This window comes from Burkholderia crassaminum (assembly GCF_964265005.1).
Classification (GTDB): domain Bacteria; phylum Pseudomonadota; class Gammaproteobacteria; order Burkholderiales; family Burkholderiaceae; genus Burkholderia.
The window spans coordinates 2,616,967-2,640,433 of record NZ_OZ183800.1; the positions used below are offsets into that span (position 1 = coordinate 2,616,967).

25 protein-coding genes are annotated in these 23,467 nt (G+C 65.5%); 10 read left to right on the forward strand and 15 right to left on the reverse strand.

From position 1 onward, the window contains the following. Positions 1 to 93 precede the first annotated feature (93 nt). The gene (locus ACPTTF_RS28675) at positions 94 to 2,127 is read right to left on the reverse strand and encodes an FAD-dependent oxidoreductase (RefSeq protein WP_423369152.1); all 2,034 of its coding nucleotides are present in this window, start codon (positions 2,125 to 2,127) and stop codon (positions 94 to 96) included. A gap of 75 nt (positions 2,128 to 2,202) precedes the next feature. On the opposite strand from ACPTTF_RS28675, the gene ACPTTF_RS28680 reads away from it, so the two are divergent. From ACPTTF_RS28680 to ACPTTF_RS28690, 3 genes are all read left to right on the forward strand, one after another. Next, a complete protein-coding gene (locus ACPTTF_RS28680) occupies positions 2,203 to 3,288 on the forward strand; it encodes an AraC family transcriptional regulator (protein WP_423369153.1) in 1,086 nt (361 codons plus the stop codon). 178 nt (positions 3,289 to 3,466) lie between these two features. After that, positions 3,467 to 3,994, forward strand: coding sequence for a hypothetical protein (locus ACPTTF_RS28685; protein WP_347814737.1), 528 nt, complete (start codon positions 3,467 to 3,469; stop codon positions 3,992 to 3,994). Next, on the forward strand, positions 3,991 to 4,593 hold the full coding sequence (locus ACPTTF_RS28690; protein ID WP_166954380.1) for a hypothetical protein: 603 nt from the start codon (positions 3,991 to 3,993) through the stop codon (positions 4,591 to 4,593). The genes ACPTTF_RS28685 and ACPTTF_RS28690 overlap by 4 nt, the downstream gene beginning before the upstream one ends. 97 nt (positions 4,594 to 4,690) lie before the next feature. On the opposite strand, the gene ACPTTF_RS28695 is transcribed toward ACPTTF_RS28690, so the two are convergent. From ACPTTF_RS28695 to ACPTTF_RS28705, 3 genes are all read right to left on the reverse strand, one after another. Next, a complete protein-coding gene (locus tag ACPTTF_RS28695; RefSeq protein ID WP_423369154.1) occupies positions 4,691 to 5,170 on the reverse strand; it encodes an aconitase X swivel domain-containing protein in 480 nt (159 codons plus the stop codon). Further along, positions 5,163 to 6,410 carry an aconitase X gene (locus tag ACPTTF_RS28700; RefSeq protein WP_423369155.1) on the reverse strand — a complete coding sequence of 416 codons (1,248 nt, stop codon included), beginning with the start codon at positions 6,408 to 6,410 and terminating at the stop codon, positions 5,163 to 5,165. The genes ACPTTF_RS28695 and ACPTTF_RS28700 overlap by 8 nt, the downstream gene beginning before the upstream one ends. A gap of 185 nt (positions 6,411 to 6,595) precedes the next feature. Continuing rightward, positions 6,596 to 7,024: a MarR family winged helix-turn-helix transcriptional regulator gene (locus ACPTTF_RS28705; RefSeq protein WP_423369156.1), complete on the reverse strand. Its 429-nt coding sequence runs from the start codon at positions 7,022 to 7,024 to the stop codon at positions 6,596 to 6,598. Between the two features lie 91 nt (positions 7,025 to 7,115). Here ACPTTF_RS28705 and ACPTTF_RS28710 point away from each other — a divergent pair, with 91 nt between their 5' ends. The 6 genes from ACPTTF_RS28710 to ACPTTF_RS28735 all read left to right on the forward strand — a co-directional run bounded on the left by ACPTTF_RS28710 (position 7,116) and on the right by ACPTTF_RS28735 (position 13,331). Next, positions 7,116 to 8,036 carry a LysR family transcriptional regulator gene (locus ACPTTF_RS28710; protein ID WP_166954387.1) on the forward strand — a complete coding sequence of 307 codons (921 nt, stop codon included), beginning with the start codon at positions 7,116 to 7,118 and terminating at the stop codon, positions 8,034 to 8,036. An 81-nt stretch (positions 8,037 to 8,117) separates the two neighbouring features. Then, entirely contained in the window at positions 8,118 to 8,549 is a 432-nt protein-coding gene (locus tag ACPTTF_RS28715; RefSeq protein ID WP_423369157.1) for a MarR family winged helix-turn-helix transcriptional regulator, read from the forward strand. Positions 8,550 to 8,613: 64 nt separating this feature from the next. After that, positions 8,614 to 9,708 carry an HlyD family secretion protein gene (locus ACPTTF_RS28720; RefSeq protein WP_423369158.1) on the forward strand — a complete coding sequence of 365 codons (1,095 nt, stop codon included), beginning with the start codon at positions 8,614 to 8,616 and terminating at the stop codon, positions 9,706 to 9,708. Between the two features lie 13 nt (positions 9,709 to 9,721). Next, positions 9,722 to 11,296 carry a DHA2 family efflux MFS transporter permease subunit gene (locus ACPTTF_RS28725; protein WP_423369159.1) on the forward strand — a complete coding sequence of 525 codons (1,575 nt, stop codon included), beginning with the start codon at positions 9,722 to 9,724 and terminating at the stop codon, positions 11,294 to 11,296. Positions 11,297 to 11,315: 19 nt separating this feature from the next. Continuing rightward, on the forward strand, positions 11,316 to 12,752 hold the full coding sequence (locus ACPTTF_RS28730; RefSeq protein WP_423369160.1) for an efflux transporter outer membrane subunit: 1,437 nt from the start codon (positions 11,316 to 11,318) through the stop codon (positions 12,750 to 12,752). Positions 12,753 to 12,869: 117 nt separating this feature from the next. Continuing rightward, positions 12,870 to 13,331, forward strand: coding sequence for an AAA family ATPase (locus ACPTTF_RS28735; RefSeq protein ID WP_423369161.1), 462 nt, complete (start codon positions 12,870 to 12,872; stop codon positions 13,329 to 13,331). An 89-nt stretch (positions 13,332 to 13,420) separates the two neighbouring features. On the opposite strand, the gene ACPTTF_RS28740 is transcribed toward ACPTTF_RS28735, so the two are convergent. From ACPTTF_RS28740 to ACPTTF_RS28755, 4 genes are all read right to left on the reverse strand, one after another. Beyond that, a complete protein-coding gene (locus tag ACPTTF_RS28740; RefSeq protein WP_423369162.1) occupies positions 13,421 to 14,008 on the reverse strand; it encodes a hypothetical protein in 588 nt (195 codons plus the stop codon). Between the two features lie 25 nt (positions 14,009 to 14,033). Then, positions 14,034 to 14,657, reverse strand: a complete 624-nt coding sequence (locus tag ACPTTF_RS28745) for a LysE family translocator (RefSeq protein ID WP_423369163.1) — start codon at positions 14,655 to 14,657, stop codon at positions 14,034 to 14,036. A gap of 143 nt (positions 14,658 to 14,800) precedes the next feature. Next, positions 14,801 to 15,433, reverse strand: coding sequence for a glutathione transferase (gene yfcF, locus ACPTTF_RS28750; protein WP_423369164.1), 633 nt, complete (start codon positions 15,431 to 15,433; stop codon positions 14,801 to 14,803). 145 nt (positions 15,434 to 15,578) lie between these two features. Further along, entirely contained in the window at positions 15,579 to 15,989 is a 411-nt protein-coding gene (locus ACPTTF_RS28755) for a TIGR02594 family protein (RefSeq protein ID WP_423369904.1), read from the reverse strand. Positions 15,990 to 16,259: 270 nt separating this feature from the next. Between ACPTTF_RS28755 and ACPTTF_RS28760 the strand changes: the two genes are divergently transcribed. Continuing rightward, a complete protein-coding gene (locus tag ACPTTF_RS28760; RefSeq protein ID WP_166954400.1) occupies positions 16,260 to 16,715 on the forward strand; it encodes a carboxymuconolactone decarboxylase family protein in 456 nt (151 codons plus the stop codon). Here the strand turns inward: ACPTTF_RS28760 and ACPTTF_RS28765 are convergent. The 7 genes from ACPTTF_RS28765 to ACPTTF_RS28795 all read right to left on the reverse strand — a co-directional run bounded on the left by ACPTTF_RS28765 (position 16,666) and on the right by ACPTTF_RS28795 (position 23,364). Further along, positions 16,666 to 17,568, reverse strand: coding sequence for a LysR family transcriptional regulator (locus ACPTTF_RS28765; protein ID WP_423369165.1), 903 nt, complete (start codon positions 17,566 to 17,568; stop codon positions 16,666 to 16,668). The two genes, ACPTTF_RS28760 and ACPTTF_RS28765, sit on opposite strands and share 50 nt — an antisense overlap. A gap of 461 nt (positions 17,569 to 18,029) precedes the next feature. Then, positions 18,030 to 18,290: a hypothetical protein gene (locus tag ACPTTF_RS28770; RefSeq protein ID WP_155627214.1), complete on the reverse strand. Its 261-nt coding sequence runs from the start codon at positions 18,288 to 18,290 to the stop codon at positions 18,030 to 18,032. A gap of 526 nt (positions 18,291 to 18,816) precedes the next feature. Continuing rightward, a complete protein-coding gene (locus ACPTTF_RS28775; protein ID WP_166954404.1) occupies positions 18,817 to 19,041 on the reverse strand; it encodes a hypothetical protein in 225 nt (74 codons plus the stop codon). A 279-nt stretch (positions 19,042 to 19,320) separates the two neighbouring features. Beyond that, positions 19,321 to 19,524, reverse strand: coding sequence for a cold-shock protein (locus ACPTTF_RS28780; protein WP_166954405.1), 204 nt, complete (start codon positions 19,522 to 19,524; stop codon positions 19,321 to 19,323). Positions 19,525 to 19,955: 431 nt separating this feature from the next. Continuing rightward, positions 19,956 to 20,411, reverse strand: a complete 456-nt coding sequence (locus ACPTTF_RS28785) for a GNAT family N-acetyltransferase (RefSeq protein ID WP_166954408.1) — start codon at positions 20,409 to 20,411, stop codon at positions 19,956 to 19,958. A 197-nt stretch (positions 20,412 to 20,608) separates the two neighbouring features. Continuing rightward, positions 20,609 to 21,397 carry a hypothetical protein gene (locus ACPTTF_RS28790; RefSeq protein ID WP_423369166.1) on the reverse strand — a complete coding sequence of 263 codons (789 nt, stop codon included), beginning with the start codon at positions 21,395 to 21,397 and terminating at the stop codon, positions 20,609 to 20,611. Between the two features lie 104 nt (positions 21,398 to 21,501). After that, on the reverse strand, positions 21,502 to 23,364 hold the full coding sequence (locus ACPTTF_RS28795; RefSeq protein WP_166954411.1) for a methyl-accepting chemotaxis protein: 1,863 nt from the start codon (positions 23,362 to 23,364) through the stop codon (positions 21,502 to 21,504). Positions 23,365 to 23,467 lie beyond the last annotated feature (103 nt).

Consider the following 23,467-nt stretch of genomic DNA (forward strand, 5'->3'; position numbering starts at 1 on the left):
GCGCTGCCTTCCGGTCAGGCCGCGCCGGCGCAAGCGCCGAATCCCGGGAAAGCGCATGCCATCGCGGCCACGCGCAGCCGCGCCATCGAGCAATCAGAGCCGCGCCGCGAGCCGCGCGCCCTGATCGATCGCGCGCTTCGCGTCGAGTTCGGCGGCCAGATCCGCGCCGCCGATCAGGTGCACCGAACGCCCGGCCGCCTGCAGCGGTGCGAGCAGCGCGCGCTGCGGCTCCTGCCCCGTGCAGAGCACGATCGTGTCGGCTTCGATCAGCTCGTGATCGGTGCGCTGCTCGCCGTACGACACGTGCAGCCCGCGCGCATCGATCAGCTCGTAGTTCACGCCGCCGATCATCTTCACCTGCTTCATCTTCAGCGTCGCGCGGTGAATCCAGCCGGTGGTCTTGCCGAGCCCCTTGCCGAGCGGCGCAGCCTTGCGCTGCAGCAGCGTCACTTCACGCGCGGGCGCCGTGACCTGCGCACGCGTCACGCCGCCACGCGTCGCGGCCGGGTCGGTCACGCCCCATTCGGCCTTCCACTCTTCCAGATCGAGCGCAGGCGATTCGCCGTCCTGCACCAGATACTCGGCGACATCGAAGCCGATCCCGCCCGCGCCGACCACCGCGACACGCCGTCCGACCGGCTGCCTGCCCGCGAGCACGTCGATGTAGCTGAGCACGTTCGGCCCGTCCTGCCCCGGAATCTTGGGGTCGCGCGGCGCGACGCCGGTCGCGAGCACGATCTCGTCGTAGCCACCCGCGATCAGCTCGCTCGCGTCGACGCGGCGGTTCAGGTGCAGGTTCACGCCGGTCAACTCGACCTGGCGGCCGAAGTAACTCAGCGCCTCGTGAAACTCCTCCTTGCCCGGAATCCGCTTCGCCATGTTGAACTGGCCACCGATCTCGGCCGCGCCGTCGAACAGGTCGACCTGATGGCCGCGCTGCGCGAGCACGGTCGAGCACGCGAGCCCGGCCGGCCCCGCGCCGACCACCGCGATGCGCTTCGGCTGCGGTGCGGGCGTGTATTTCAGCTCCGTCTCGTGGCACGCGCGCGGATTCAGCAGGCACGACGCGACCTTGTTCTTGAACGCGTGATCGAGGCACGCCTGGTTGCAGCCGATACAGGTGTTGATCTCGTCGGCGCGGCCCTGCGCGGCCTTGACCACGAACTCGGCATCCGCGAGCAGCGGGCGCGCCATCGACACCATGTCCGCGCAGCCGTCCGCGAGGATCTGCTCGGCCACTTCGGGACGGTTGATCCGGTTGGTCGTCACGAGCGGAATACCGACCTCGCCCTTCATCTTCTTCGTCACCCACGCGAACGCGCCGCGCGGCACCGACGTCGCGATCGTCGGCACGCGCGCCTCGTGCCAGCCGATCCCCGTGTTGATGATGGTCGCGCCCGCGCGCTCGACGGCCTTCGCGAGCTGCACGGTTTCGCTCCAGTCGCTGCCGTCCGGAATCAGGTCGAGCATCGACAGCCGGTAGATCAGGATGAAATCGCGACCGACCGCTTCGCGCGTGCGCTCGATGATCTCGATCGGCAGCCGGATGCGGTTCTCGTACGATCCGCCCCACTGGTCGGTGCGCTTGTTCGTATGCATCGAGATGAACTGGTTGATCAGGTAGCCTTCGGAGCCCATGATCTCGACGCCGTCATACCCGGCTTCACGCGCGAGCTTCGCGCAACGCACGAACGCGCGGATCTGCCGCTCGACACCACGCGCGCTCAGCTCATGCGGCGCAAACGGCGAGATCGGCGACTTGATCTTCGACGGCGCGACCGCGAACGGGTGATAGCCGTAGCGGCCGGTATGCAGGATCTGCAGCGCGATCTTGCCGTCCTCCGCGTGCACGGCGTCCGTGATCTCGCGATGCCGCCGTGCGGCGGCCGACGTCATCAGCGTGCCGCCGAACGGCTTGGTCCAGCCGGCCACGTTCGGCGCGAAACCGCCCGTCACGATCAGGCCGACGCCGCCGCGTGCGCGTTCGGCGAAATATTCGGCGAGCCGGGGCAGCGTCTTGCGGCTGTCCTCGAGGCCCGTGTGCATCGAGCCCATCAGCACGCGGTTCTTCAGCGTCGTGAAGCCGAGATCGAGCGGTGCGAGCAGGTGGGGAAAGGTCGTGGTCATGATGAGCGTGCCAATAAGCGATGCGTGACATCGTAGGCGCGCGCCGCCTTGAACGTGAGGGGGCAAACAGCCATAATGCTTGTCATTTCCGGCCAAAACGACATGACTTCCCCGCTCGCCAAGGATCGCCTCGGGCTGCGCCGGCCGACGATTCCGGTCGCCTATACGCGCCTGCTGCTGCAGGCGCTTGCCGCACGCGGGGTCGACCTGGCCGCCGTGCGCGCCGGCACGGGCCTGCGCGATGCGGTATTGGCCGAACCGGACGCGCGCGTCGCGCCGTCGCAATGGGGACGGCTCGTGCTCAATGCGATCGAGATCGGCGGCGATCCGGGCATCGGGCTCGCGTTCGGGTTGCTGCTGAAGCCGACCGTGCACGGCTTTCTCGGCTACGCGACACTGACCGCGCGGGACATCCGCGAGGCGCTGTCCGTCACGCAGCGCTACTTCCGGATGCGCAACCGCCAATATCGCCTGACCTATGAAGAAGACGAGCGCGGCGCGACGCTCGAACTGCACGGCGTGCAGGCGAGCCCCGTGCTGCAGCATCACGTGATGTTCGAGTTCGTGCTGACCGGGCTCGCGCAGAACATCTCGCAATGGGCCGGGCGCGCGTCGCCGCCGATCGCGCTGCAATTCGCGTGGCCGGAGCCGCCCTATTTCGCACGCTATCGCGACTCGTTGCCGCCGGTCGAATTCGGCTGTGCCGCCAACGCGCTGTGGATCGCGCGCGACGTGCTCGACTGGCCGCTGCCGCTCGCCGACGAAGTCGCGCACCGGCAAGCGCTCGTGCAGGTAGAGCGTGAGTATGCGCAAGTACGCCAGGAGGAAGGCGATCTGGTGGAGCGCGTACGCGCGGAGCTGGCGCGTGCAGCAGGCGATTACCCTGGGCCGGACACGCTCGCCGATGCGCTGCTCGTATCGACGCGCACGCTGCGGCGCCGGCTCGAGGAGGCCGGGTCGAGCTATCGGCAGTTGCTCGACGAAGCCCGGTGTCGCGACGCGAAGCAGTTGCTCGCGGCGTCGGATCTCGACCTGAAGACGATCGCCGAGCGGCTGCAGTTCACCGACCCGGCGAATTTCACGCGCGCGTTCCGGCGCTGGGCCGGGCAGACACCGAGCGCGTATCGGGAAGCGGCGGCCGGCGCACCCGAACGCAAATAACGCCGGGCCGCCGGTAGCAGGCTGCGGCTGGGCGCGGACTTCAGTGCCACACGCCGGGCAATCCGCCACCCGGCCATCCCGGGCGGTCGGCCAAACGCGTTGGCGTATGATGAGCGCCACATCAAAACGACGTCGCGCGAATCGGCGCCCTCTCCGACCCATGCCCAATCTCACCACCGTGATCGAGGCGACGATCGACTGCGTCGATACCAACCTCATCCGAGTCAAGGCCGATGTCAGGAACACCCCGTCATACCGCGTGACGATGCAGAACGTCTGCTACTTCGTCACGGCCAGCGACGTCGACGAGGACGCGTTCAAGCAGATCGAACAACTGAAGCCCGGCATGCCGGTGCGCGCGTGCACATTCGAGCATCGCGGCCGTCGCCGGATCGCGTGGATCAGGAGCGACAAGCTGGCGATCGCCCCCTACGACGTGGTCGCGCAAACGCGGCGGAACCTGTCGCTGCTAGCCTGGGCGTCGTGCCTGCTCGTGCTGAGCTTTGGGCTCGCTGCCGCGGCACTTCATTCGGGCTGGGCGTTCGTCTCGGCGCTGGCCACTGTCGCGGGCATCGTTACGCTGATGGGCACCCTGCTCGCCATCGGCGGCTTGTCCGACCTGATCTTCCAGCCGCAGCGACGCGAAGCCCAGCAGAGCTGGCCAGGCGCACCGTCCGGTTTCGACGTGGAGCGGAGCCGCCCATGACGAACCACGCGATGCAGACCGTCTCGGGCCGCGTCACGGCAATCGACCAGCAATCGATCGAGACGAAGATCTGGAGCAACAACCTGGGCTCGACCACGCAAAGCATCGAGGAAATCACGCTCCACCTCGAATCGCTCGCGTCCCCCCTCGTGTTCAGGACCAACCGGACGACGCGCCTGTTCATCGCCGACGGCGACCGGTTGAATGTCGCCTATGCCGACGTCCAGGATCGCCAGATCGTCTACGGCATCCGCAACATGACCGACGGTTCGGCTTATCTGCTGCGTCCCGCCAAAGTCGCCAGCGCCCGGACCGACCTCACCGTCATGCTTCTTTGCGTGGTCGCCGCCGCCGTGGTCAGCGCAATCGTATCCGTGGTGACACTCAGCACGGAATCGACGTTCGACGTGTTTGCGCTGATCAGCGCGTGTGCAATCGGATTGGGCGTGCTGAGTGCGATCCTGCGGATCCTGTTCGGCGTGATCCTGTGGCCCGAAATCAGGAGACTGGCGCAGCCGGGCGGCAAACGCGAAATGACCGCGGCAACGACAGCGCTGTCGATCACGCAGGAAGAAACCCGGCACGTGCGCATCATCTGATCGTGCCGGGCGCGGCCACTGCGCGAGCGAACGAGACACAACCCGGATCGCATCGCCGCGATCACCGCCTGACTCGCCGTCAGCGCGCGCCGCTCGTTCAGGTCAAAGCGGATCCGCGCGACTGCGCATCGTCGCCGAGGTAAATCCGCGCGCCGCCGTCACCCTCGCCCGCTTCGATCCGCACATCGCCCGTCGCGGCGACGATCGCGTCGTACACGTCGTCGGAAACGCACACCACCGGCACCGCGATCGCATACAGTTCGGCAGCCACGATCGCGCCGATCGAGATGATCAGGTCGCGCTCCTTCAGCACGATCCCGACCGGCCCCGTACCGTTGCGCACGGCTTCCGCGAGCACGCTGCTGCTCGAACTCGAACCTTTTGCGTGTGGCATCACCATCATCTTGCCAGCGAGGCTCGCACCGGCCTGCGGATGCCCGCGATCGACGATCTTGCCCGCGCCCGAGTCGTAGCCGCCCCAGAAGCTGAGCGGCTTGTCGAGCACGAACGCGCGCGCGCATGCGCTGCCCGGCACGAGCGTATCGCCCGTCAACACCTTGCCCGTCGCGTCAGTCATCGAATCGCACCTTTCCTTCGAACGCCGAACGCACGCATTCGCGCATGCTGCCGTAAGCGACCGTCACGCCGATGTTCGCGGGCGCATACGACGCCCATTTCCCCGAATTGGTCATCACCAGCCCCGACAGCTGCTTCATCACCGGCGTGATGTACGTGCAGGTGTCGACGACGATCTGGATGCCGCGCGCAGCGAATTTCTCCGCGAGGCCGGCTTCGCCCAGCTCCCACAAGATGAACCGGCTCGTGTTCACGTAGAAATCGCAGGCCGGCTTGCCGTCGAACGCGTCGAGCAAGGTGTCGAGCGTGCGGAATTCGGCCAGCGAGAAATGCGGTGTGCCGAGCGCCACGGCGACGAGCGGGTCGCCGGCCGCGCCATGGTTCAGCGTGCGGCGAATCTCGTCGAGATCGGCCATCGCGACATCGACCGTCCGTTGCGCCGCTTGCCCGTGCAACGCGGCATCGAGTGTGGGCGCTTCCGGCGTCACGCCGACCGCATGAAACAGCGCGACGGCCCCGCTCGACGCGGCGGCCGCCCCCAGCGCCTTGAGTTCGTCTTCGGTGGTGTCCGCCGGCAACCCGACGATCGCCGGCACGACCGCGCCCGCGATCCTGCCGATCAGCAGCCCGAGCGCGGCGAAATGGATGTCGCGCGACGGCAGGCGGCTGAAGTCCGGCGCGTTGAACACGATCCGCGCGGCGCGGTTCGCTTCGACATGCAGCCCCGCGTACGGCGCCCGCCCGGTGATCGCGGCGGCCAGGTCGAGAAAATCGCCGTACCGGCTCGTCCGCGCGCCGAGCACCGAGTTCGCAAACACGATCGCGTTCGATTCGGCCCACGCGATCTGCTCGCCTTTCGCGGGACGGTTCTTCAGCTGGTACGGCGCGCACGTGAAGCTCGATTCGCACCCGAGCTGCAGGTGCGCGTCCATCAGGCGCTGCGCGTCGCGCTGGATCGTGCGGTCGCCGTGGTACAGCTCCGGATGGATCAGGTCGAGCGACCCGACGTTCAGCGTGGTCGGCACCGCGACCTTCGCACCGGTGTCGACGAAATACTCGACGAAGTCGAGGCTGGTCTGGCCGTGGTAAAGGCAGCCGTCGATATGCGCGGACGTGATGTCGATCAGGTGCGGCGCGGACATCACTTGCGCCGTGCGCGCGACGATCCGCATCGCGCGCGCGACGCCATCGCCGAAATCCCCGCGCAGCATGGCGCTGTCGCGGTCACTCAACTGCAGCATCGGTTGCTCCTCTGACGCGTGCCGGCGGCGCCGGCCCGTGAAATTCGTCAGGGGACTCTACAACTGGAAATAAAAACTGTCCAGATCATCGCTGATCCGGACAGCCAAAAAAACCAATTCTCAGTCTGGAGGGTGATTGATACTGGCAATGGCTCGAATTCCGCTCCAGTTTGCCGCCGATCCGTCTAGCGTTCCGCGGTCACACTGAACAGCTCGTCGCGCAGCGCCTTCGCGCGGTCGCGGCCGAACTGCGTCTCGAATTCGTCCTGTGCGGCCTGCCACGCGACCAACGCCCGCGCGAACGTGCGCTCGCCCGGCTTCGTGAGGCTCAGCGCATGCGCGCGCGCATCGTGCTCGGACGCGGTCGTTGCGACGAAGCCGTCGCGCTGCAGCGGCTTCAGCGCGCGCAGCAGCGTCGTGCGATCCATCACGAGCGTATCGGCGAGTTCGCTCATCAGCAGGCCGGGCTTGCGCGTCAGGTTCGCCATGATCGAGAACTGGGCGGGCGTGACGCCAACCGGGGCCAGATGGCGTTCGTACAGTTGCGTGACGAAGCGCGCCGCCTGACGCAGCGCGAGGCAGTTGCACGCCTGGGCAATCGAGGTGTCGTTCATGCTCCGCAATTTATATGTGCATATGCATAAAGTCAATGTACACTCCGCCGTAACCGGGCCGGCGGCCGGCACTCGCGTCAAGGAGACGGACATGGACTACATCGACAAGCTGCGGATTTTCCGGTCGGTGGTGGAGATGCGCAGCTTCACGCGCGCCGCCGACATGCACGGCCTCGCACGGCCTGTCGTGTCGCGTGCGGTCGCGGATCTGGAAGCGCGTTTCGGCAGCCGGCTGCTGCACCGGACCACGCGCCAGGTGTCGCTGACCGAAACGGCCGAGCGCATCTACGAGCGCTGCGCGGCCGTGCTGGACGAACTCGACTCGCTCGAAGCGGCAGCGCAGGCGCCGACGCGCGAGCCTGAAGGCCTGCTGCGGCTCGTCGCGCACACGACGGCCGCGCTGAACCGGCTGGTGCCGCTGATCGCCGGCTTCAAGGCCGCGCACCCGAAGGTGCGTCTCGACGTGACGCTGACCGAACGCCCGGTCGATCTCGTCGGCGAAGGCTACGACATCGGCATCGTCGTGCCTTACATGCTGACGAGCGAATCGACCGTCGTGCGGCTGGTCGAACGCATACCGGTCGTGATCGTCGCGACACCCGCGTACCTGCGCGCGCATTCGCGCCCCGAGACGCCGGCCGATCTCGCCGACCATCCGTTCGTGCCGCTGTCGCCGTCGCTGCGGCGGCCCGCCTTGTCGTTCCGCATCGACGGCGACATGCTGACCGTGCCGTTCCGCTTCGACATCTCGTCGAACAGCCCCGTCTTCAACCGCGAAATGGTGATGCACGACTTCGGCATCGGCGTCGTGCCGAAAACGCTCGTTCGGGCCGAACTCGCGTCGGGCGCGCTCGTGCAGCTGCTGCCGGACGCCGATCTCGTCGACGCCTTCGTCGAGATCAAGCTCGCGTACGCGAACCGCGCGCTGCTGCCCGCGAAGGTCAAGGCGTTCATCGACTACACGGCCGCCTACTGCGACCGCGAAGGCTGGATCGTGCCGGCGGCGGCCTGACGCCGATTGGTACAGCCGTGACAACAATCTGATCCCGCCCCGCCGCTCGCTTCGCGCCGTATTGCCCCCTAACATGTGCACATGCACAAGACTACGCTCACCGATGACGATTGCTTCGCGGTCCGGCAAGCCGCCCGCCGGATCTCGCAGTTCTACGAGCGTTACCTGTCGCGGGCGGGCGTCACGCCATCGCAGTACAGCATTCTCGCGCTGCTGCGCGACCGGCCGGGCCTGACGATGGCAAGGCTGTCGGCCGTGCTGGTGATCGAACGCACCGCGCTGCTGCGCGCGCTCAAGCCGCTCGTCGCCGCGGCGCTGGTGGCAGGCCGGATCGAGTCGCCATGCCGCCGCCAGACGTTCGCGCTGACCGCGCACGGCGAAACGAAGATCGCCGACGCGCAGGTGCACTGGCTCGCCGCGCAGGAAGCGTTCGAGCAGCGGTTCGGGTCGGCGCAGGCGGCCCGCCTGCGAGACGAATTGTTCCGGATCACGCACAACCTGCCGGAGCGCTAGCCCCTTTCCCGATCGACGATATCTCGTCGATCGACTTGATAAGTGCATATACATAGGTGAATCGATGGATACGACCCAAGCCGCTGCGTCATCACGTGAAGCAGCCACACTCGACCGGCCCGCGAAGCAACAGCGCCGCGTGCCGTGGATGCGCATCGCGGTGGGTGCCGTCGTCGTCGTCGTCGCCGCAGCAGCACTCGACTGGCTGTTCGTGCTGCGCTTCCAGGAAAGTACCGACGATGCGTATGTCGGCGGCGACGTGACGGTGCTCGCGCCGAAGGTCAACGGCTTCGTCGACAAGATCCTCGTGACCGACAACCAGCGCGTGAAGGCCGGCGACGTGCTCGTGCAGCTCGATGCGCGCGACTACGACGCGAAGCTCGCGCAGGCCGGCGCCGAAGTCGACAGCGCACGCTCCGCCGTGACCGAACTCGAGGCGAAGCAGCAACTGCAATATGCGGTGATCGGGCAGCAGGCAGCCGACAAGAACGCATCGTCGGCCGAACTGACACGTGCCGCATCGGATCGCGTGCGCTACCGCGAACTCGTGAAATCCGACGCCGTGTCGAACCAGATCGTCGAACGCGCAGACGCCGATTACTCGAAGGCCGGTGCCGCCGTCGAACGCAGCGACGCCGCACTGCTCGCGTCGAAGCGGCAGCTCGACGTGCTCGGCGCGCAGCTCGCCGACGCGCAGGCCCGCGTGAACACCGCGCTTGCCGCGCAGCGCGTCGCCGCGCTCAACGTCGAATACACGACGATCCGCTCGCCGGTCGACGGTTACGTCGGCAATCGCACGGGCCGCGTCGGGATGCTCGCGAACGTCGGCGTGCCGCTGCTGACGGTCGTGCCGGCCTCCGGACTGTGGATCGACGCGAACTTCAAGGAAGACCAGCTGCGCAAGATGCACGCGGGCGATCGCGTCGACGTGTCGCTCGATGCGTCGAGCACACGCCTGCACGGCCGCGTCGACAGCCTCGCGCCCGCCACCGGCGCGACCTTCAGCGTGCTGCCGGCCGAGAACGCGACCGGCAACTTCACGAAGATCGTCCAGCGCGTGCCCGTGCGCGTGCACCTCGATCCGCAGCCGGGCCTCGAGCACGTGCTGCGTCCCGGCCTGTCCGCGGTCGTGACCGTGCATACCGATCACGCGAACTGAGCGGGAGCAGATCATGACCACCGCGTTTTCCGGCGACCCGGCGTCGCAACCGACGAAGCAGCGCGTCTTCGCATTCGCGCTGATGTGCGTCGGCTTCTTCATGGCGACGCTCGACATCCAGATCGTCGCATCGTCGCTGCGCGACATCGGCGGCGGCCTGTCCGCAAGCCAGGACGAACTGTCGTGGGTGCAGACGGCCTACCTGATCGCCGAGATCATCGTGATCCCGATGTCGGGCTGGCTGTCGAAGGTGATGTCGACGCGCTGGCTGTTCGTCGCGTCGGCCGTCGGCTTCACGATCACGAGCATGTTGTGCGGGCTCGCGTGGGACATCAACTCGATGATCCTGTTTCGCGGGCTGCAAGGGGCGCTCGGCGCCGCGATGATCCCGACCGTGTTCACCACCGCGTTCGTGCTGTTCCCGGGCAAGCAGCGGCTGATCGCGTCGACGACCATTGGCGCGCTCGCGTCGCTCGCGCCGGCGATCGGCCCCGTGATCGGCGGCTGGATCACCGATCAATGGTCGTGGCACTGGCTGTTCTACCTGAACCTCGTGCCGGGCATCGCGGTGGCCGCACTGGTGCCGCGCTACGTGCATATCGACGAACCCGACCTCAGCCTCATCAAGCGCGGCGATTATCTCGGCATCGTGCTGATGTCGGGTTTCCTCGGCTGCCTCGAATACGTGCTGGAGGAAGGCCCGCGCAAGAACTGGTTCGGCGACGACGCGATCGTGATCTGCGCCTGGATCTCCGGCATCTGCGGTTTCCTGTTCATCGTGCACGCGCTGACCGCGAAGGATCCGATCGTCGACCTGCGCGCGCTCGCCGTGCGCAACTTCGGGATCGGCAGCCTGCTGTCGTTCGTGACCGGCATCGGGATCTTCGTGACCGTGTTCCTGACGCCGCTGTTTCTCGCGCAGGTGCGTGCGTTCAGCTCGCTGCAGATCGGCATGGCGCTGCTGTCGGTCGGCGCGTTCCAGCTGGTCGCCCTCTGCGCGTATGCGTTCGCCGCGCGCTTTTTCAGCCTGCGCTCGCTGCTCGTGTTCGGGTTGATCTGTTTCGGGCTCGGCTGCTACCTGTACACGCCGATCACGCACGACTGGGGCTGGCGCGAACTGCTGCTGCCGCAGGCGCTGCGCGGCATCGGCCAGCAATTCAGCGTGCCGCCGATCGTGACGATGGCGCTCGGTTCGCTGCCGCAGTCACGCCTGAAATCGGCGAGCGGCCTGTTCAACCTGATGCGCAATCTCGGCGGTGCGATCGGCATCGCGGTGAGCGCGACGATGCTCAACGACCGGCTGAATTTTCACTACCTGCGCCTGAACGAGCACGTGAGCGCAGGCCAACCGCAGGTCGCCTCGCTGCTCGATCGCCAGGCCGCGTACTGGTCGTCCGTGGCCGGTAACACGCTGGACACCGCGCAAGCCGGGCTGGCCAACCTGCACCACCTGATCTATCGCGAAGCGCTGACGCTCACGTATGCGGATGCGTACTACGCGCTGTCGCTGTGCTTCATCGTCGCGCTGATCGCGGTCGTCTTCTCCAAACCCATTTCCCTGAACGCGCCGCCGCCGGACGCGCACTGAGGTTGAGGTCATCACCGTCATGAAAAAACTACTCGTCGCCCTCGCCGTCAGCACCCTCGCCGCCGGGTGTGCGGTGCAGCCCGCGCAGCATCCGGCGCTCCCCGAATCCGTTCGGACGCTCGCGCCCACCGCGTGGGGCACCGACGTGCCGCGCGCGGATGTCGACGCCGCCGCGTGGTGGGCGCAATTCCACGATCCCGTGCTCGACCGGCTGATCGCCGCCGTGCTCGACGGCAACCTCGATCTGCAAGCCGCTGCCGAACGCGTGAAGCAGGCGCAGGCGCTGACCGTGCAGAAGCGCGCGGTGCTGCTGCCCGAACTCGACGCGACCGCGCATGCGGCCGACGCACGCCAGAACACGCCGCCGCCGCTCGGCTATGTGCGGCAGGCCGGCGCGGGGCTCGCGCTGAGCTGGTCGCCCGACGTGTTCGGCGGCGAACGGCTCGACCTGCTCGCCGCGCAGGCGGAGCTCGTCGGTCAGAAACATGCGGAAGATGCGATGCGGCTCGCGCTCGCAGCGGATGCGGCTTCCGCGTATGTCGATCTGCGCTGGGCACAGCAGGAACTGAAAATCCTGCAGGACAACGCGAAGATCCGGCAGCATGCGCTCGAACTCACGCGCAAGCGGCAGGCGTTCGGGCTGTCGACGGAACTCGACGTCACGCGTGCGCAGAACCAGCTCGACGCGCTCGAAGCACGGATTCCGCCGACGCAGGCGCAGATTGCGCATCAGCTCAATCTCATTGCCGTGTATTCGGGGCGCACGCCGGAATCGGTCGACCGGCTGGTGCTCGCGCAGGCGGGCGATATTCCCGCGCCGCCGGTTGGCGCGCCCGGTACGTTGCCTTCGCAGGCGTTGCTGCGGCGGCCGGATGTGCTGAGCGCGTATGCGCAGGTCGAGCGGCGGGCGGCGCAAGTCGGCGTGGCGAAGGCCGAACGGTATCCGAAGTTTTCGTTGAACCTGACGGACGGGATTCTCGCTGCTTCGTATCTCGGGTTGCCGACGTTGACCGACAACCTGTTCAGTGCCGCGTTGAGTGCGACCAGCCCGATCTTCAATGCGGGGCGCATCACGGCCGATATCACGCAGAGCGAAAGCCGGATGCGCGAATCGGAACTCGGGCTACGGCAGACGATGCTGCAGGCGTTGCGGGAAGTCGAGGATGCGCGGGCGAATCTCGTCAGCGCCGATGAGGCGACGCGCAGGCTCGATAGTGCCTTGACAGCGTCGGACAAGGCGCTCGGGCTGGCGAACCAGCTTTATAAAGGCGGCGCGACGGATTTTCTGGATGTGCTGTCGGCGCAGGAGGTGTATCTGCGCGATTCGGATTCGCTCAATCAGCTCAAGCGCGAACATGCGCTGGCGGCGGTCGCGCTGTATCGGTCACTCGGGGGTGGGTGGAGCAGGAATGAGGCGGCAGGTGGGCCGGCGGTGGAGGCCGTGGCGAAGAATTGAGCGCCGGGTCGTGCCGGGTTGGCCGGTCGTCGACCAGGACCCGTCCACGGTTGCGCGGAAGGGCCTATAGTACGAATCGGCGCAATTCCGGCACACATTGGCGTCATGAACATACAGGTGATCAATCCCGATACGTTTCTGGAAACGGCCACGGGAAGGGTCTGGACTCCGGAGAGAAGCAAAGCGGCATGGTCGAGCAGCTTCGCGGCGCTTGAATCTGCCTTGGCCAGCCACGCGGAAAATCCCCCGCCGATCCTTGTCGTCTGTGGCGTGCAGGGGGCGGGAAAATCGCACTGGATCGGCACGCACGCGCACGAGTATGCGCCGTGCATCTGCTTCGATGCCGCGTTGCCTGGCGCAAGGCACCGCAAGCCCATCATCGATATCGCACGTCAACGCAATGCGGTCGTACACGCGATCTGGATCGACACGCCGCTCGACGTCGCAAAGGCACGGAACGCACGGAGACCCGTGGATGAGCGCGTCCCCGATGGCAGTATCGAAAGCGTGGCGTCCCTCTTTGAACCGCCAACCGTTGACGAGGGGTTCGCGTCAATCACGCGGATCAAAGGCGACTGACTCGTTCCTGCCTTCACAAAAGGCATCAGGTACATGGCAGCCCCGCAAACACGAGATGGCCGCCGGCAAGCTTGCGCAACACGGGGCGCTCACTTCCTGACGTCACGCACGACGAAGTACAGGTTGCCGGTTTCCGGATTCAACAGATATCCGCCGTGAACGTTCTGAAACGACCCGCTTCGCCCCAGCCCGTCGAAATTGAAGCTCACGCATAGATAGCTCTGGCGCCCCTCGGTTGCGAGGCTCCACTGCGCGAGCGCAGGATTGAACGCGGCCGGCTTGATCCCGCCGTTGTTTCCAACGGGCAAGGCCGCGGACAATCGATAGAGTTTTCCGGAATAGACCAACGCCTGCGTCGATTTCCCTTCAGCGTAGCCAACGTCGGCACCCTCGTACTTGACGAGATACCTTGCGTTGAAGCCGTCTGCGTAGTCATCCTCTTGCGATACTTCATGTGCGTCGATGTCGTGAATGACGACGGACGGAGAAGTCGATTGCGCCAACAGACAACTTTTTATCAGGCGCTCGTGCGGCGGAGCGGCCCACGCACGACAGGAAATCGCCATCACCATCGCGACGACCATCACGACGACACGCGTGATGCGTTTGTGCCAGAACCGGATTGCCGCGACAACGCCGGCAACGAGGCGCAACAGAAAGGCAATCCCGGGGATCACGACCCTATACGATCCGCGTCCCGGCTTACCGGTCCAGCGCCAGCTTCGCGCCGAGCCCCAACAGGATCGTCCCCATCACAGCATCGATCGGCTTGCGCAGTTTCGCGTAACCCGTCTGCACGCGGTCCGTCGAGAACAGCACGGCGACCGTGCAGAACCAGGTGAGCGATACGGCGACGACCACGGCCAGCGTCGCGCCATGCACCCATGCCGGCGCATGCGCGGGCAGCAGCGTGACGAACAGGCTGCCGAAGAACGCCGCGGCTTTCGGGTTGGTCAGGCCGACCAGCAGCCCTTTCCGGTATGCATGCACGCCGCCGCGAACGATCGGCTGGCTTGCGGCTTCCGCCTGCCGTGCCGACTGGCGCAGGCCCGACAGCGTCTTGATGCCCAGATAGATCAGGTAGGCGGCACCGGCGATGCGAATCGCCTCGTATAACCAAGCGAGCTTCGCGACGATCAGCCCGAGCCCGAAAATCGCCATCGCGGCCCACACCGCATGCGACGACGCGATGCCCAGCGCGGCCAGCAGGCCCGCGCGGCGATTGCCGAGCGCATGGGACGAAACGGCGATCAGGTCGGGACCGGGGCTGACGCACGCCAGCAACATCACGCCGCCGACTGCGGCGAGTTGGGGAAGATAGCTCATGGCGGTTCGGGAGGATTCAGGTGAGGAGGAATGCCGGCCTACTCTAGCACGCCGATTTTGGTTGCATGCGGGACGGTCTCAAACGCGGCGCGTCGGCAGCCGGCGCACTCTCTCGCCGCCGACGCGCTCCTTGCACCCGTGAATTACAGCGGCGGCCGCTTCAGCTTCACCCACCGCTGCACCGTCGGCCGCTCCCACTGCGCGCGCGCATAGTCGGCGAGGCGCTGCGGCACCGGATCGTCATTCAGCACCAGGCGATTCAGCATCACCGCCAGGTCGACATCCGCGATACTCCACTCGCCGAACAGGTTTGCCGCACCCGGTGCGAGCAGCTTGTCGGCGGCCGCGAACAGCTTCTGCGCGGCAGCGTGCGCCAGACTCGACAGCGGCTCGCTCAACGGCCCGTAGAACAGCACTTCGGTCGACCGCTCCGTACGAACCGGCATCAGGTCGCTGCGCAGCCACGCCTGCACCTGCCGGGCCCGCGCGCGCTGGCGCGGCTCGGCCGGATAGAGCCGCGTGCCCGGGAAGGTCTCGTCGAGATACTCGGTAATCGCCGACGATTCCGACAGCGCGAAATCGTCATGCACGAGCGTCGGCACGCGTTGCGTCAGCGAGGTCGCCGCGTAGTCAGGGGCGAAATGCGCGCGGTTGCCGAGATCGACGGTCACCAGTTCGTACGGCAGCCCCTTTTCCTCGAGGGCGACGAAAACCGACATCGCGTAAGGGCTCGCGTATTGCGTATCCGCGTAGAGACGGAGATTACCGGTTTGCACTGCAGGCTCCTTGTCAGGGCGGAGGTCGGCGACTGTGCGGCGGATGCGTCGACGAACTCCGCGTGGATCAATGCGGCGTGTGCGACAGATTAGCAGCCGCTTGAAAGGCAATGTTCGAAGTTTTGTTTGCGCTGCGGCGGTTTGGTCAGACGGCGTCGGGCCAGCGGTAGCCGATCACTTCGTTCAACGGGTACGCAAGCTCGCGCACTTCTTCCAGCTGATTGCCGCCAAACAGATGCACGTGTTCGCCGTCATGACGCAGGTAGAAACCGACATGCCCTTTCCAGCTCGCGGGATCGTCGCGCGTCAGGATCGCGATGCAGCCGTAGACAGGGCGCTCCAGCGGCCGGCCCCATTCGAGCCACGAACGCGCGAGCGCGGAGCCCGTCCCGCGGATGCCGGCGTGCGTCATGCACCAGTTGACGAACGACGAGCACCAGGAAATCTTGTCGTCGTAGCCGACCAGGTTCGTCTGGTTGTTGTATTCGACGATGCGCGGGTTGATGCTGCCGGGCGGATGGCGGCGGATGCCGAGTTCGGCCATCGCAACGGGCATCCACGGTGGGTGGGCGGCGTCCGGCTTGCGCTCAGGGTTGAATCGGGACACGTCGTTCTCGGGCGAGTGTGATGTGCGGTCAATCTTCGCATGAATGATGCGCGGCGACGAGTACCGCCGGCATCGCGGCGCCGGACGCAGGTGCGGCGCTCGCGCATTCCCCACTCCCGGTGCGAAATGAAACGACCCGACGCGCGTTTTTCAACTTGCCCCGTCGCCCCACACTGCGTTGGTCCGCCGGTATTTCGGCGCTTCCCGACGAGGTCAACGATGACGCAGCCCCTTCTTCCCCGCGACGACACCTATGCACGTGGTCTCGCGTTGTTCGAGCGCCTGCACGGCGCGCATAGCGGCAAGGATCTCGCGCAATCGCGCGAAACGCTCTGCCCCGACTTCCTGACGATGACGATGCAATGGGCGTTCGCTGGCGTGCTCGACCGGCCCGGGCTCGACCTGGCGACGCGCGAGCTGGTCGTGATCGCCAGTTGCGTGACGCTCGGGTACGCGTTGCCGCAATTGCGCGCGCACGTCGAAGCGGCGCTGGTCGCCGGCGCGACGCGCGAGCAGATCGTCGAGACGATCCTGCAAACGATGTTCTATGGCGGCGGTGCGGCCGTGAACAACGCGCTGGGCGTCGTAGCGGAAGTCTTCGCCGCCCTGCCCGATGCCGACGGGCTCAATGCGCCGGGTCCGCAGCCGCAAAATGATCCAGCGCAAACGCGATGAATGCGCGAAGTTTGGCCGGCGCGCCGATGTCGCGCGCGTACAGCAGGTAAAAGTCGCGGCCGCGCGATTCATACGCGGCCAGCAACCGATGCAGGCGGCCGGCCTCGAGATCGGCCTTGACCAGCCCGAACGGCTGCAGGATCACGCCGCCGCCGGCCAGCGCGGCCTCGCGCAGCGCGGGGCCGCTGTCGACGCGCAATCGATACGCAACGGGCACTTCGATCGGCCCGTCGGGCCCGTCGAATCGCCACCGGTAACGCGGCCCCCATCGCGTATGGCCCAGGCAATCGTGATTCAGCAGATCCTGCGGCGTGGCCGGTATACCGTGGCGGGCCAGATAATCCGGCGACGCGCATACGACCGTCCGGTAATACGACGGCAACGGCCGTGCGACGAGCGACGAATCGGCCAATGGACCGACGCGAAAGGCGAGATCGATACCGTCGCCGACCGGGTCGACTGCCGCATCGGTCAGCACGAGTTCGATATCGACGCGTGGATATTGCGCGAGAAAGGCGGCGACGGCCGGCGCGAGCTGCGTGACGCCGAACGAAATCGGCGCGGCGATGCGGAGCTGGCCCGACGGATCGCTGCCGAGTGTCGACGCGGCGTCGTCGGCTGTCTCGACCCGGTCGAGGATGTCGCGACAGCGCTCCAGGTAAAGCGCGCCGGCCTCGGTCAGGTGATGACGCCGCGTCGTGCGGTGAAGCAGCTTGACGCCAAGCCGCGCTTCGAGCGCGTTCAAGTGCTTGCCGACCATGCTCGGCGACAGGCCGAGCCGCTCGGCCGCGGTAGTCAGGCTACCGGTACTGACGATCTCGACGAACACCGACATGCTTTCGAAGCGGTCCATGGTGCCTGGGTGGGGTGAAAGGGAAATGGAGGCCGGCGAACGTTGTCACGCGCGCACCGCGGCAATCTTCGCACGAATGCGATCCGCGACTGTCGCAGTGGCATGGCGTAAAAAAAAGCACGGGGAAATCTCCCCGTGCCTTGCTCCTGCGTCCACCTTCGTCGCGCAGGCATTCCCGCGCGACCACGCGTCAGCGCCAGCCTCGGTGCCAGCCGTAGTGAGGGTGCCACCATCCCCACCCGTAGTGCGGGTGGTAGCGCCACGAGTAACCAGGAGCCGGCATCACGCCGACCGGCGCAACGTAGACGACACCGGCCGGGGCGACCACCGGCGGTTCAGCCGGCGCCACCACACAGCCGGACAGCGAGGCACCCAGGAGCAGCGACGCGACCAGGGTGTAACAGGATTTCGATTTCATCATTGATCATCCAAACGTCGTGGCCATGTGAGGCGGACAGGCGTTACTGCCAGCCGGGATGTCGCGCGCGGTAGTACTCGAGCGCAGCGGCACGCTCCTGCTCGGCCTGGCGGGCCAATTGCTCGGCACGCGCCATGTGGCCGCCAAACTCGCCGCCGTGTTCCTGCTGGATGATGTGCATTTCCTCGATGGACCGCTGAAGATCGTGCGTGGCGGCCATCGCCTTGTTGTGAAGCTCGTCGGCGAACGCGGCATTCGCCATCAAAGCGGCGCACAGAATCACGGGAATGGATTTGAGTTTCATGAGTGCAGTTTTTCCGTCTTGTCGTGAAATGGAGTGTTCCCGCAGTAGTGAACGCCCCGTTCCTGCCCCATGTTGACGCCGCGCCGCACGGACTTTGTAAATCTGTATTACGCCCCGACGGGCGGGCTTTCGCCCATGCGTCGGCTTGTGATTTCCTTTCGATCCGCGCTTATGATGTCGCGAGCCGCAAGACCTTCACACCCGCCATGCACATCACGCTCCTTCCGCCCTTCAGTGTCTCGTCGCGTTCGAAGCCGCCGCGCGGCTCGGGCCGAACAGGGTTGCCGCGGATGCGCGAACAGCCATGACGTTCGCACTGTCGTCCGGCCAAGCCGACGATGCGCCGCAAGGACGTGCATGACCTGAACGCCTCGGGCCACCGAATCGGCCACTGCACCTGCAGATGGACAAGGCGCACGAAAACAATCAAAGGACTGCGAATCGATTGCGCACGAGGTCTGGGCGCGCTTTGTTGCGCGCCCGGGTGACTCATCTGCGTTGGGTGTCGGGTGCCGCGGCGTTACCTTTAACCGCGCGTGTCGATCCAGCGACGTGCCCAGCGTGCCGAGTGCCGCAGTGCCTGCGCTTCACTCGAGAAGTAATCGAGCGAATAGAACTGGTAGCGCCCTTCGGCGGGTGCGCTGTCGGTACGTTCGAGTACCAGGTTGGAGGAAAAACTACCGTCGGGCAAACGATGCGCCGAGGGTTGGACGGCATAGCCGTTGTATTGTTGAATTTGTTTGTTTTGCATTTTAATTTTAATAATGTTCGAGTGCGCGCGTGCCGTGCGAAATGTGCACAGGCGCGCCGATTCAAAGCCATTACGGGCTGAATCTAAAGCTTTCGGAAAGCAAGAATGAGGCGTTGCTGCCGGAGGGGGGAATGAAGTGCAACGAGGCGTGTGGCGCTTGGCAAGCTGCTGAATCAACAGATGCAGCTAAGAACAATCGCGCCAACTTTAGGAGACAACGCTCCGTGAGGGTGTCGCTGCGACCCGGCCTCCATCGCAGGAGGCCGGGCCCTTCAAACTTTACAGCGGCGTGATGTTGGCCGCTTGCAGACCCTTCGGGCCCTGCTTCGTTTCGAAGCTCACTTTTTGATTTTCAGCCAGCGTCTTGAAGCCGTCGCTGCGAATTTCGGAGAAGTGAGCGAAGAGATCGTCGCCGCCGTTATCCGGCGTGATGAAGCCAAAGCCTTTGCTGTCGTTGAACCACTTGACGATACCGGTATCCATGAAGATTCCCTGAGATAAAAATATGAAGATTTGCTCTGTTGAAGAGCGCCTGAAGCGTCAAGGAGGGAGAGGACAACGAATACCGCTGCGGAGAGCGAGCAATTGATGAACAGCAATCGGACTTCTTGGACTTCGACGCATACACTAACCGCCAGGCAGGCCCGCGTCAACCGCTATCTTGTAACTATTTCTCCCGGGGGCCTGTTTTTCAGACGAAACGATGCGACCCTACCTCGCTGCGCGCCCTGCCCGGCGTGACTGCGGTCGGCCGCCGCACGGCTGCGGAAACGCCCGGCCGGGCGTTTCCCGAACGCCGCCGAACCATCGCGTTTCGACGGATTGCATGAAACGTCGAACGTCCGCCCGCGACGAAATCCGACGGACGAGCGAAAACCACCGGCAGTCATCGCCGGCCCGCACGAGCCGGATGCTCAAGCCGCGAGGGGCTTCTGCATGAATACGCTCAACGGGTCATTCACGTAATCGCCAAACGGCCCACGGCGCTCATACCCCGCTGACGCGTACAAGGCCAGCGCCTCAGGTTGATAAGGTCCGGTCTCGAGCCTGAGCAACGCGCAACCGAGATCGATCGCCCCTGACTCGAGCAGCGCCATGAGTTTCCTCGCGACACCTTGCCCGCGACCTTGCGGGCTGACATACATCCGCTTCAATTCGCCGAATTCGGGATTGAGGACAATCGCCCCGCACCCGATTGCCTTGCCCTCGCTGTCCCGCGCGACGGCGAACAGCACATTGGATTGCTTCAGCGACGCGATATCCAGAGCGTGCCGGCTCTCGGGCGGGTACAGGGTGTCCTGGTACGCATCGAGATCGGCGATGAGGGCGATCACGTCGGGTTGATCAGGAGACTCGAAGGCAATAGTCATGGCAGGCGAAGACGAAGCTGGGCAAAAAGGAGATTGAAGTACCCGGCGACGCAGCCGTATTCGACATCGATGGCTGTCCGGTCTTCAGCCGCCGATTGTCAGCGATGTTTCCGGTGCTGTCGAATGTCTCAAAAAGCGGGCGAATCCATTAGCGTCGCGATACCGCCCGGCTCAACGACAATCGAGACGATTGCATCCTATTGAGCAACGGCATCGACCATCGCTTGCGCGTCGGACAGAAACCGCGCATAGCGCCGCTGTTTGGGCAATTGCTGCGCGAAACAGGCTGGCCGCTGCTCCTCGGCCACGCGCTCCGCACTGCAGGCGGCAATCGTCGGCAACGTCGCATCCCGCCACAGGAGATAAACCCGTGCGCCCTGCCTGATCGACACGGCCAGCTTGTTCGGCCCATCCGGCATCCCGTCCTGGCTTTCACCCAGCAGCCATGCTTTCACCACTGCATCGGCCGGCTTCCGCTTCACCGGCAATTCGGCGAACCGGAATGCCATGGCGTCATTACCGAACACGTCGGTGTAAAACGTCTCGTTATCGAAAATCGCCGCGACATCGTCCGCCGACTTGATCCCCGCATCCGCCGTCGCCACCCAGGCCTTCAAAAGCGGAACCGTCGTCACGACGAGATTCACCTTGCCGTCGTCCGACTTCAAGAACAGTCCATCCGGACCGGGCGTCGTCCCGTTGTCGATATAGAGACCATCGACGGTACTCCCCGCCTTCGCGGAAAAGCCTTTCGCCCTGACCTTCCCGACCAGCCTGGCCAGCCGCGCATTCACCTCCGGCGTGTACTTCTTGTCCAGTTCCGTCTTGTCGTCCGGCTGCGCCGCCCCGATCGCGTCGACAGCCTGCTTCCGATAGGCAAGATAAGAATCGGTCGGCGACGCAATCACCTTCGCCCCCACCCCGGCGATCACCGCGACAAGAACCGCCGCCCCCACTCCGATCTTCCACCTGGAAATGCGCTTCATTTTTATGGACGTCATCGAATCCCGCACCGATATGCAAAACGGCTGCCGTGAAACCACGGCAGCCGTCCCTCAGAAACGCCCCATTCTAAATCGTGAATCAGGCTTTATTCATCCACCTTGAAAGCCGACACGAGCCTGGTCAGTTCCGCCGCCTGCTGTTTCAAGCTCGCCGCGGCCGCCGCGCTTTCTTCCACCAGCGCCGCATTCTGCTGCGTCATCTGGTCGAGCGACTGCACCGCATCGCCGATCTGGTCGATCCCGGCACTCTGCTCCAGGCTCGCCTCGGCAATCTCGCTCATCATCGCGCTCACCCCCTGCACCTGCGACACGACATCGCGCATCACCTTCCCTGCCTCGCTGACCAGCCGCGACCCGGTATTCACGGTGCCCGCGCTGTGCTCGATCAGCGCCTTGATCTCCTTGGCCGCCTGCGCGCTGCGCTGCGCCAGATTCCGCACTTCCGATGCCACCACCGCGAACCCGCGCCCCTGCTCGCCGGCCCGCGCCGCCTCGACGGCCGCATTCAGCGCGAGAATGTTCGTCTGGAACGAGATGCTGTCGATCATCACGATGATCTCGGAGATCCGCTGCGAAGCGTCGCTGATCTGCTCCATCGTCGTCACGACTTCACCCACCACCTGACCGCCGCGCGCCGCCGTATCCGACGCACCGTTGATCATCTTCGCGGCAGTCGTCGCGGTCTCGGTGTTGTTGCGCACCACGGCCGTGATTTCTTCCATCGACGACGCCGTCCGCTCCAGATTGCTCGACTGCCCCTCCGTGCGTTCGCTCAGATCCGCATTCCCCGATGCAATCTGCGCCGACCCGGTCGCAATCGACGCGGACGCCGTGCGAATGCTGTGCACCAGCGTCGACAGCGACGACACGAACCGGTTGAACGCGTCCGACAACTGCCCGATTTCGTCCTGGCTCTCGACCGTCATCCGGCGCGTGAGGTCGCCCTGGCCGCTGGCGATCTCCGACAGCAGCGTCGCCGCGCGGCGGATCGGCGCGGCAATCGCGCGGCCCACCAGCCAGATCACGAACAGCGCGACCCCGAGGCCCACCACCGCCGCGACCAGCGCCGCACTGCGGATCGCGCTCGTCACGGGCCCGAGCAGTTCGGCCTGCGGCACCTCGACGACGACATACGCGTTCAATTCCGGAATGAACGACGTCGCGATGAAGCGCGCGCCGCCGTCGCCCTCGTAGCTCAGGTACGCATACGGCTTGCCGGCCAGCAGCGTCGACGACGCATCGCCGGGCAACCCCTGCTGGTCCTTCATGAAATGCTTGCCGTCGATCAGCGACGAATCGCGATGCATCATGATCGCGCCGTCGGGACGCACGAGATACGCGAACCCGGTCTCGCCGATCCGGTAAGCGGCGATACCCTTCGCGAGCGCATCGACGGACAGGCTCATGCAGGCCGCGCCGATCGGCACGCCGTCGAGCTCGACGCGGCTGTTGATGAACATCATGTAGCCGCCGACCGTCACCTCGCGGTCCATGTTCACGTCGAACGCCTTGCCGGACGACAGGAAGCCGGTCAGCCACTGATCCTTGTCGGTCACTTTCCGCTGCAGGCCGGATTCGTTGTAGTAGTTGCCGCTCTTCACGGACACCCACTGCACCGACGCGGCCTTCTGCTCGTCCTTCACGTTCTTCGCGAGCTGGATCCAGTTGCGCGTGCCGGCGTCGGGTTCACCGTCGGCTTCCCATTGCAGCAGGAACGCGTCGCGCGCGAGAATCCGCGACGCCGCGATCGGGCCGGCCATCTGCCGCTGCACGTCGGCGCGGATGCCGTTCACGGCCGTCGGCAGCTCTTCGCGGACCACGCGATCGCGTACCGCGTTACCGATCAGACGGATGCTGAGCCCGCTCGAGATCGCGACGAACACGAGCAGGCAACTCGTCATGCTGAGAATCAGCTTGTTCTGAATGGAAAGCTTGCGCCAGAAGTGCATGGGGAACCCTCGATAACCGCTCGGTCTGAGCCAGTTTGGGTTATCGGCATGCGGGCGCGGAACCGCATCGCTGATTTCAGATGTTCATCATGCGAGATTTGTT

Coding starts and splice junctions, on each gene's coding strand:
- ACPTTF_RS28675 (WP_423369152.1), bottom strand. CDS start 2,127: ATGACCACGACCTTTCCCCACCTGCTCGCACCGCTCGATCTCGGCTTC.
- ACPTTF_RS28690 (WP_166954380.1), top strand. CDS start 3,991: ATGACGAACCACGCGATGCAGACCGTCTCGGGCCGCGTCACGGCAATC.
- ACPTTF_RS28715 (WP_423369157.1), top strand. CDS start 8,118: ATGCACAAGACTACGCTCACCGATGACGATTGCTTCGCGGTCCGGCAA.
- ACPTTF_RS28745 (WP_423369163.1), bottom strand. CDS start 14,657: ATGAGCTATCTTCCCCAACTCGCCGCAGTCGGCGGCGTGATGTTGCTG.
- ACPTTF_RS28725 (WP_423369159.1), top strand. CDS start 9,722: ATGACCACCGCGTTTTCCGGCGACCCGGCGTCGCAACCGACGAAGCAG.
- ACPTTF_RS28760 (WP_166954400.1), top strand. CDS start 16,260: ATGACGCAGCCCCTTCTTCCCCGCGACGACACCTATGCACGTGGTCTC.
- ACPTTF_RS28700 (WP_423369155.1), bottom strand. CDS start 6,410: ATGCTGCAGTTGAGTGACCGCGACAGCGCCATGCTGCGCGGGGATTTC.
- ACPTTF_RS28680 (WP_423369153.1), top strand. CDS start 2,203: ATGCTTGTCATTTCCGGCCAAAACGACATGACTTCCCCGCTCGCCAAG.
- ACPTTF_RS28775 (WP_166954404.1), bottom strand. CDS start 19,041: ATGCAAAACAAACAAATTCAACAATACAACGGCTATGCCGTCCAACCC.
- ACPTTF_RS28765 (WP_423369165.1), bottom strand. CDS start 17,568: ATGGACCGCTTCGAAAGCATGTCGGTGTTCGTCGAGATCGTCAGTACC.
- ACPTTF_RS28785 (WP_166954408.1), bottom strand. CDS start 20,411: ATGACTATTGCCTTCGAGTCTCCTGATCAACCCGACGTGATCGCCCTC.
- ACPTTF_RS28720 (WP_423369158.1), top strand. CDS start 8,614: ATGGATACGACCCAAGCCGCTGCGTCATCACGTGAAGCAGCCACACTC.
- ACPTTF_RS28755 (WP_423369904.1), bottom strand. CDS start 15,989: ATGCCCGTTGCGATGGCCGAACTCGGCATCCGCCGCCATCCGCCCGGC.
- ACPTTF_RS28770 (WP_155627214.1), bottom strand. CDS start 18,290: ATGAAACTCAAATCCATTCCCGTGATTCTGTGCGCCGCTTTGATGGCG.
- ACPTTF_RS28790 (WP_423369166.1), bottom strand. CDS start 21,397: ATGAAGCGCATTTCCAGGTGGAAGATCGGAGTGGGGGCGGCGGTTCTT.
- ACPTTF_RS28695 (WP_423369154.1), bottom strand. CDS start 5,170: ATGACTGACGCGACGGGCAAGGTGTTGACGGGCGATACGCTCGTGCCG.
- ACPTTF_RS28730 (WP_423369160.1), top strand. CDS start 11,316: ATGAAAAAACTACTCGTCGCCCTCGCCGTCAGCACCCTCGCCGCCGGG.
- ACPTTF_RS28780 (WP_166954405.1), bottom strand. CDS start 19,524: ATGGATACCGGTATCGTCAAGTGGTTCAACGACAGCAAAGGCTTTGGC.
- ACPTTF_RS28710 (WP_166954387.1), top strand. CDS start 7,116: ATGGACTACATCGACAAGCTGCGGATTTTCCGGTCGGTGGTGGAGATG.
- ACPTTF_RS28795 (WP_166954411.1), bottom strand. CDS start 23,364: ATGCACTTCTGGCGCAAGCTTTCCATTCAGAACAAGCTGATTCTCAGC.
- ACPTTF_RS28705 (WP_423369156.1), bottom strand. CDS start 7,024: ATGAACGACACCTCGATTGCCCAGGCGTGCAACTGCCTCGCGCTGCGT.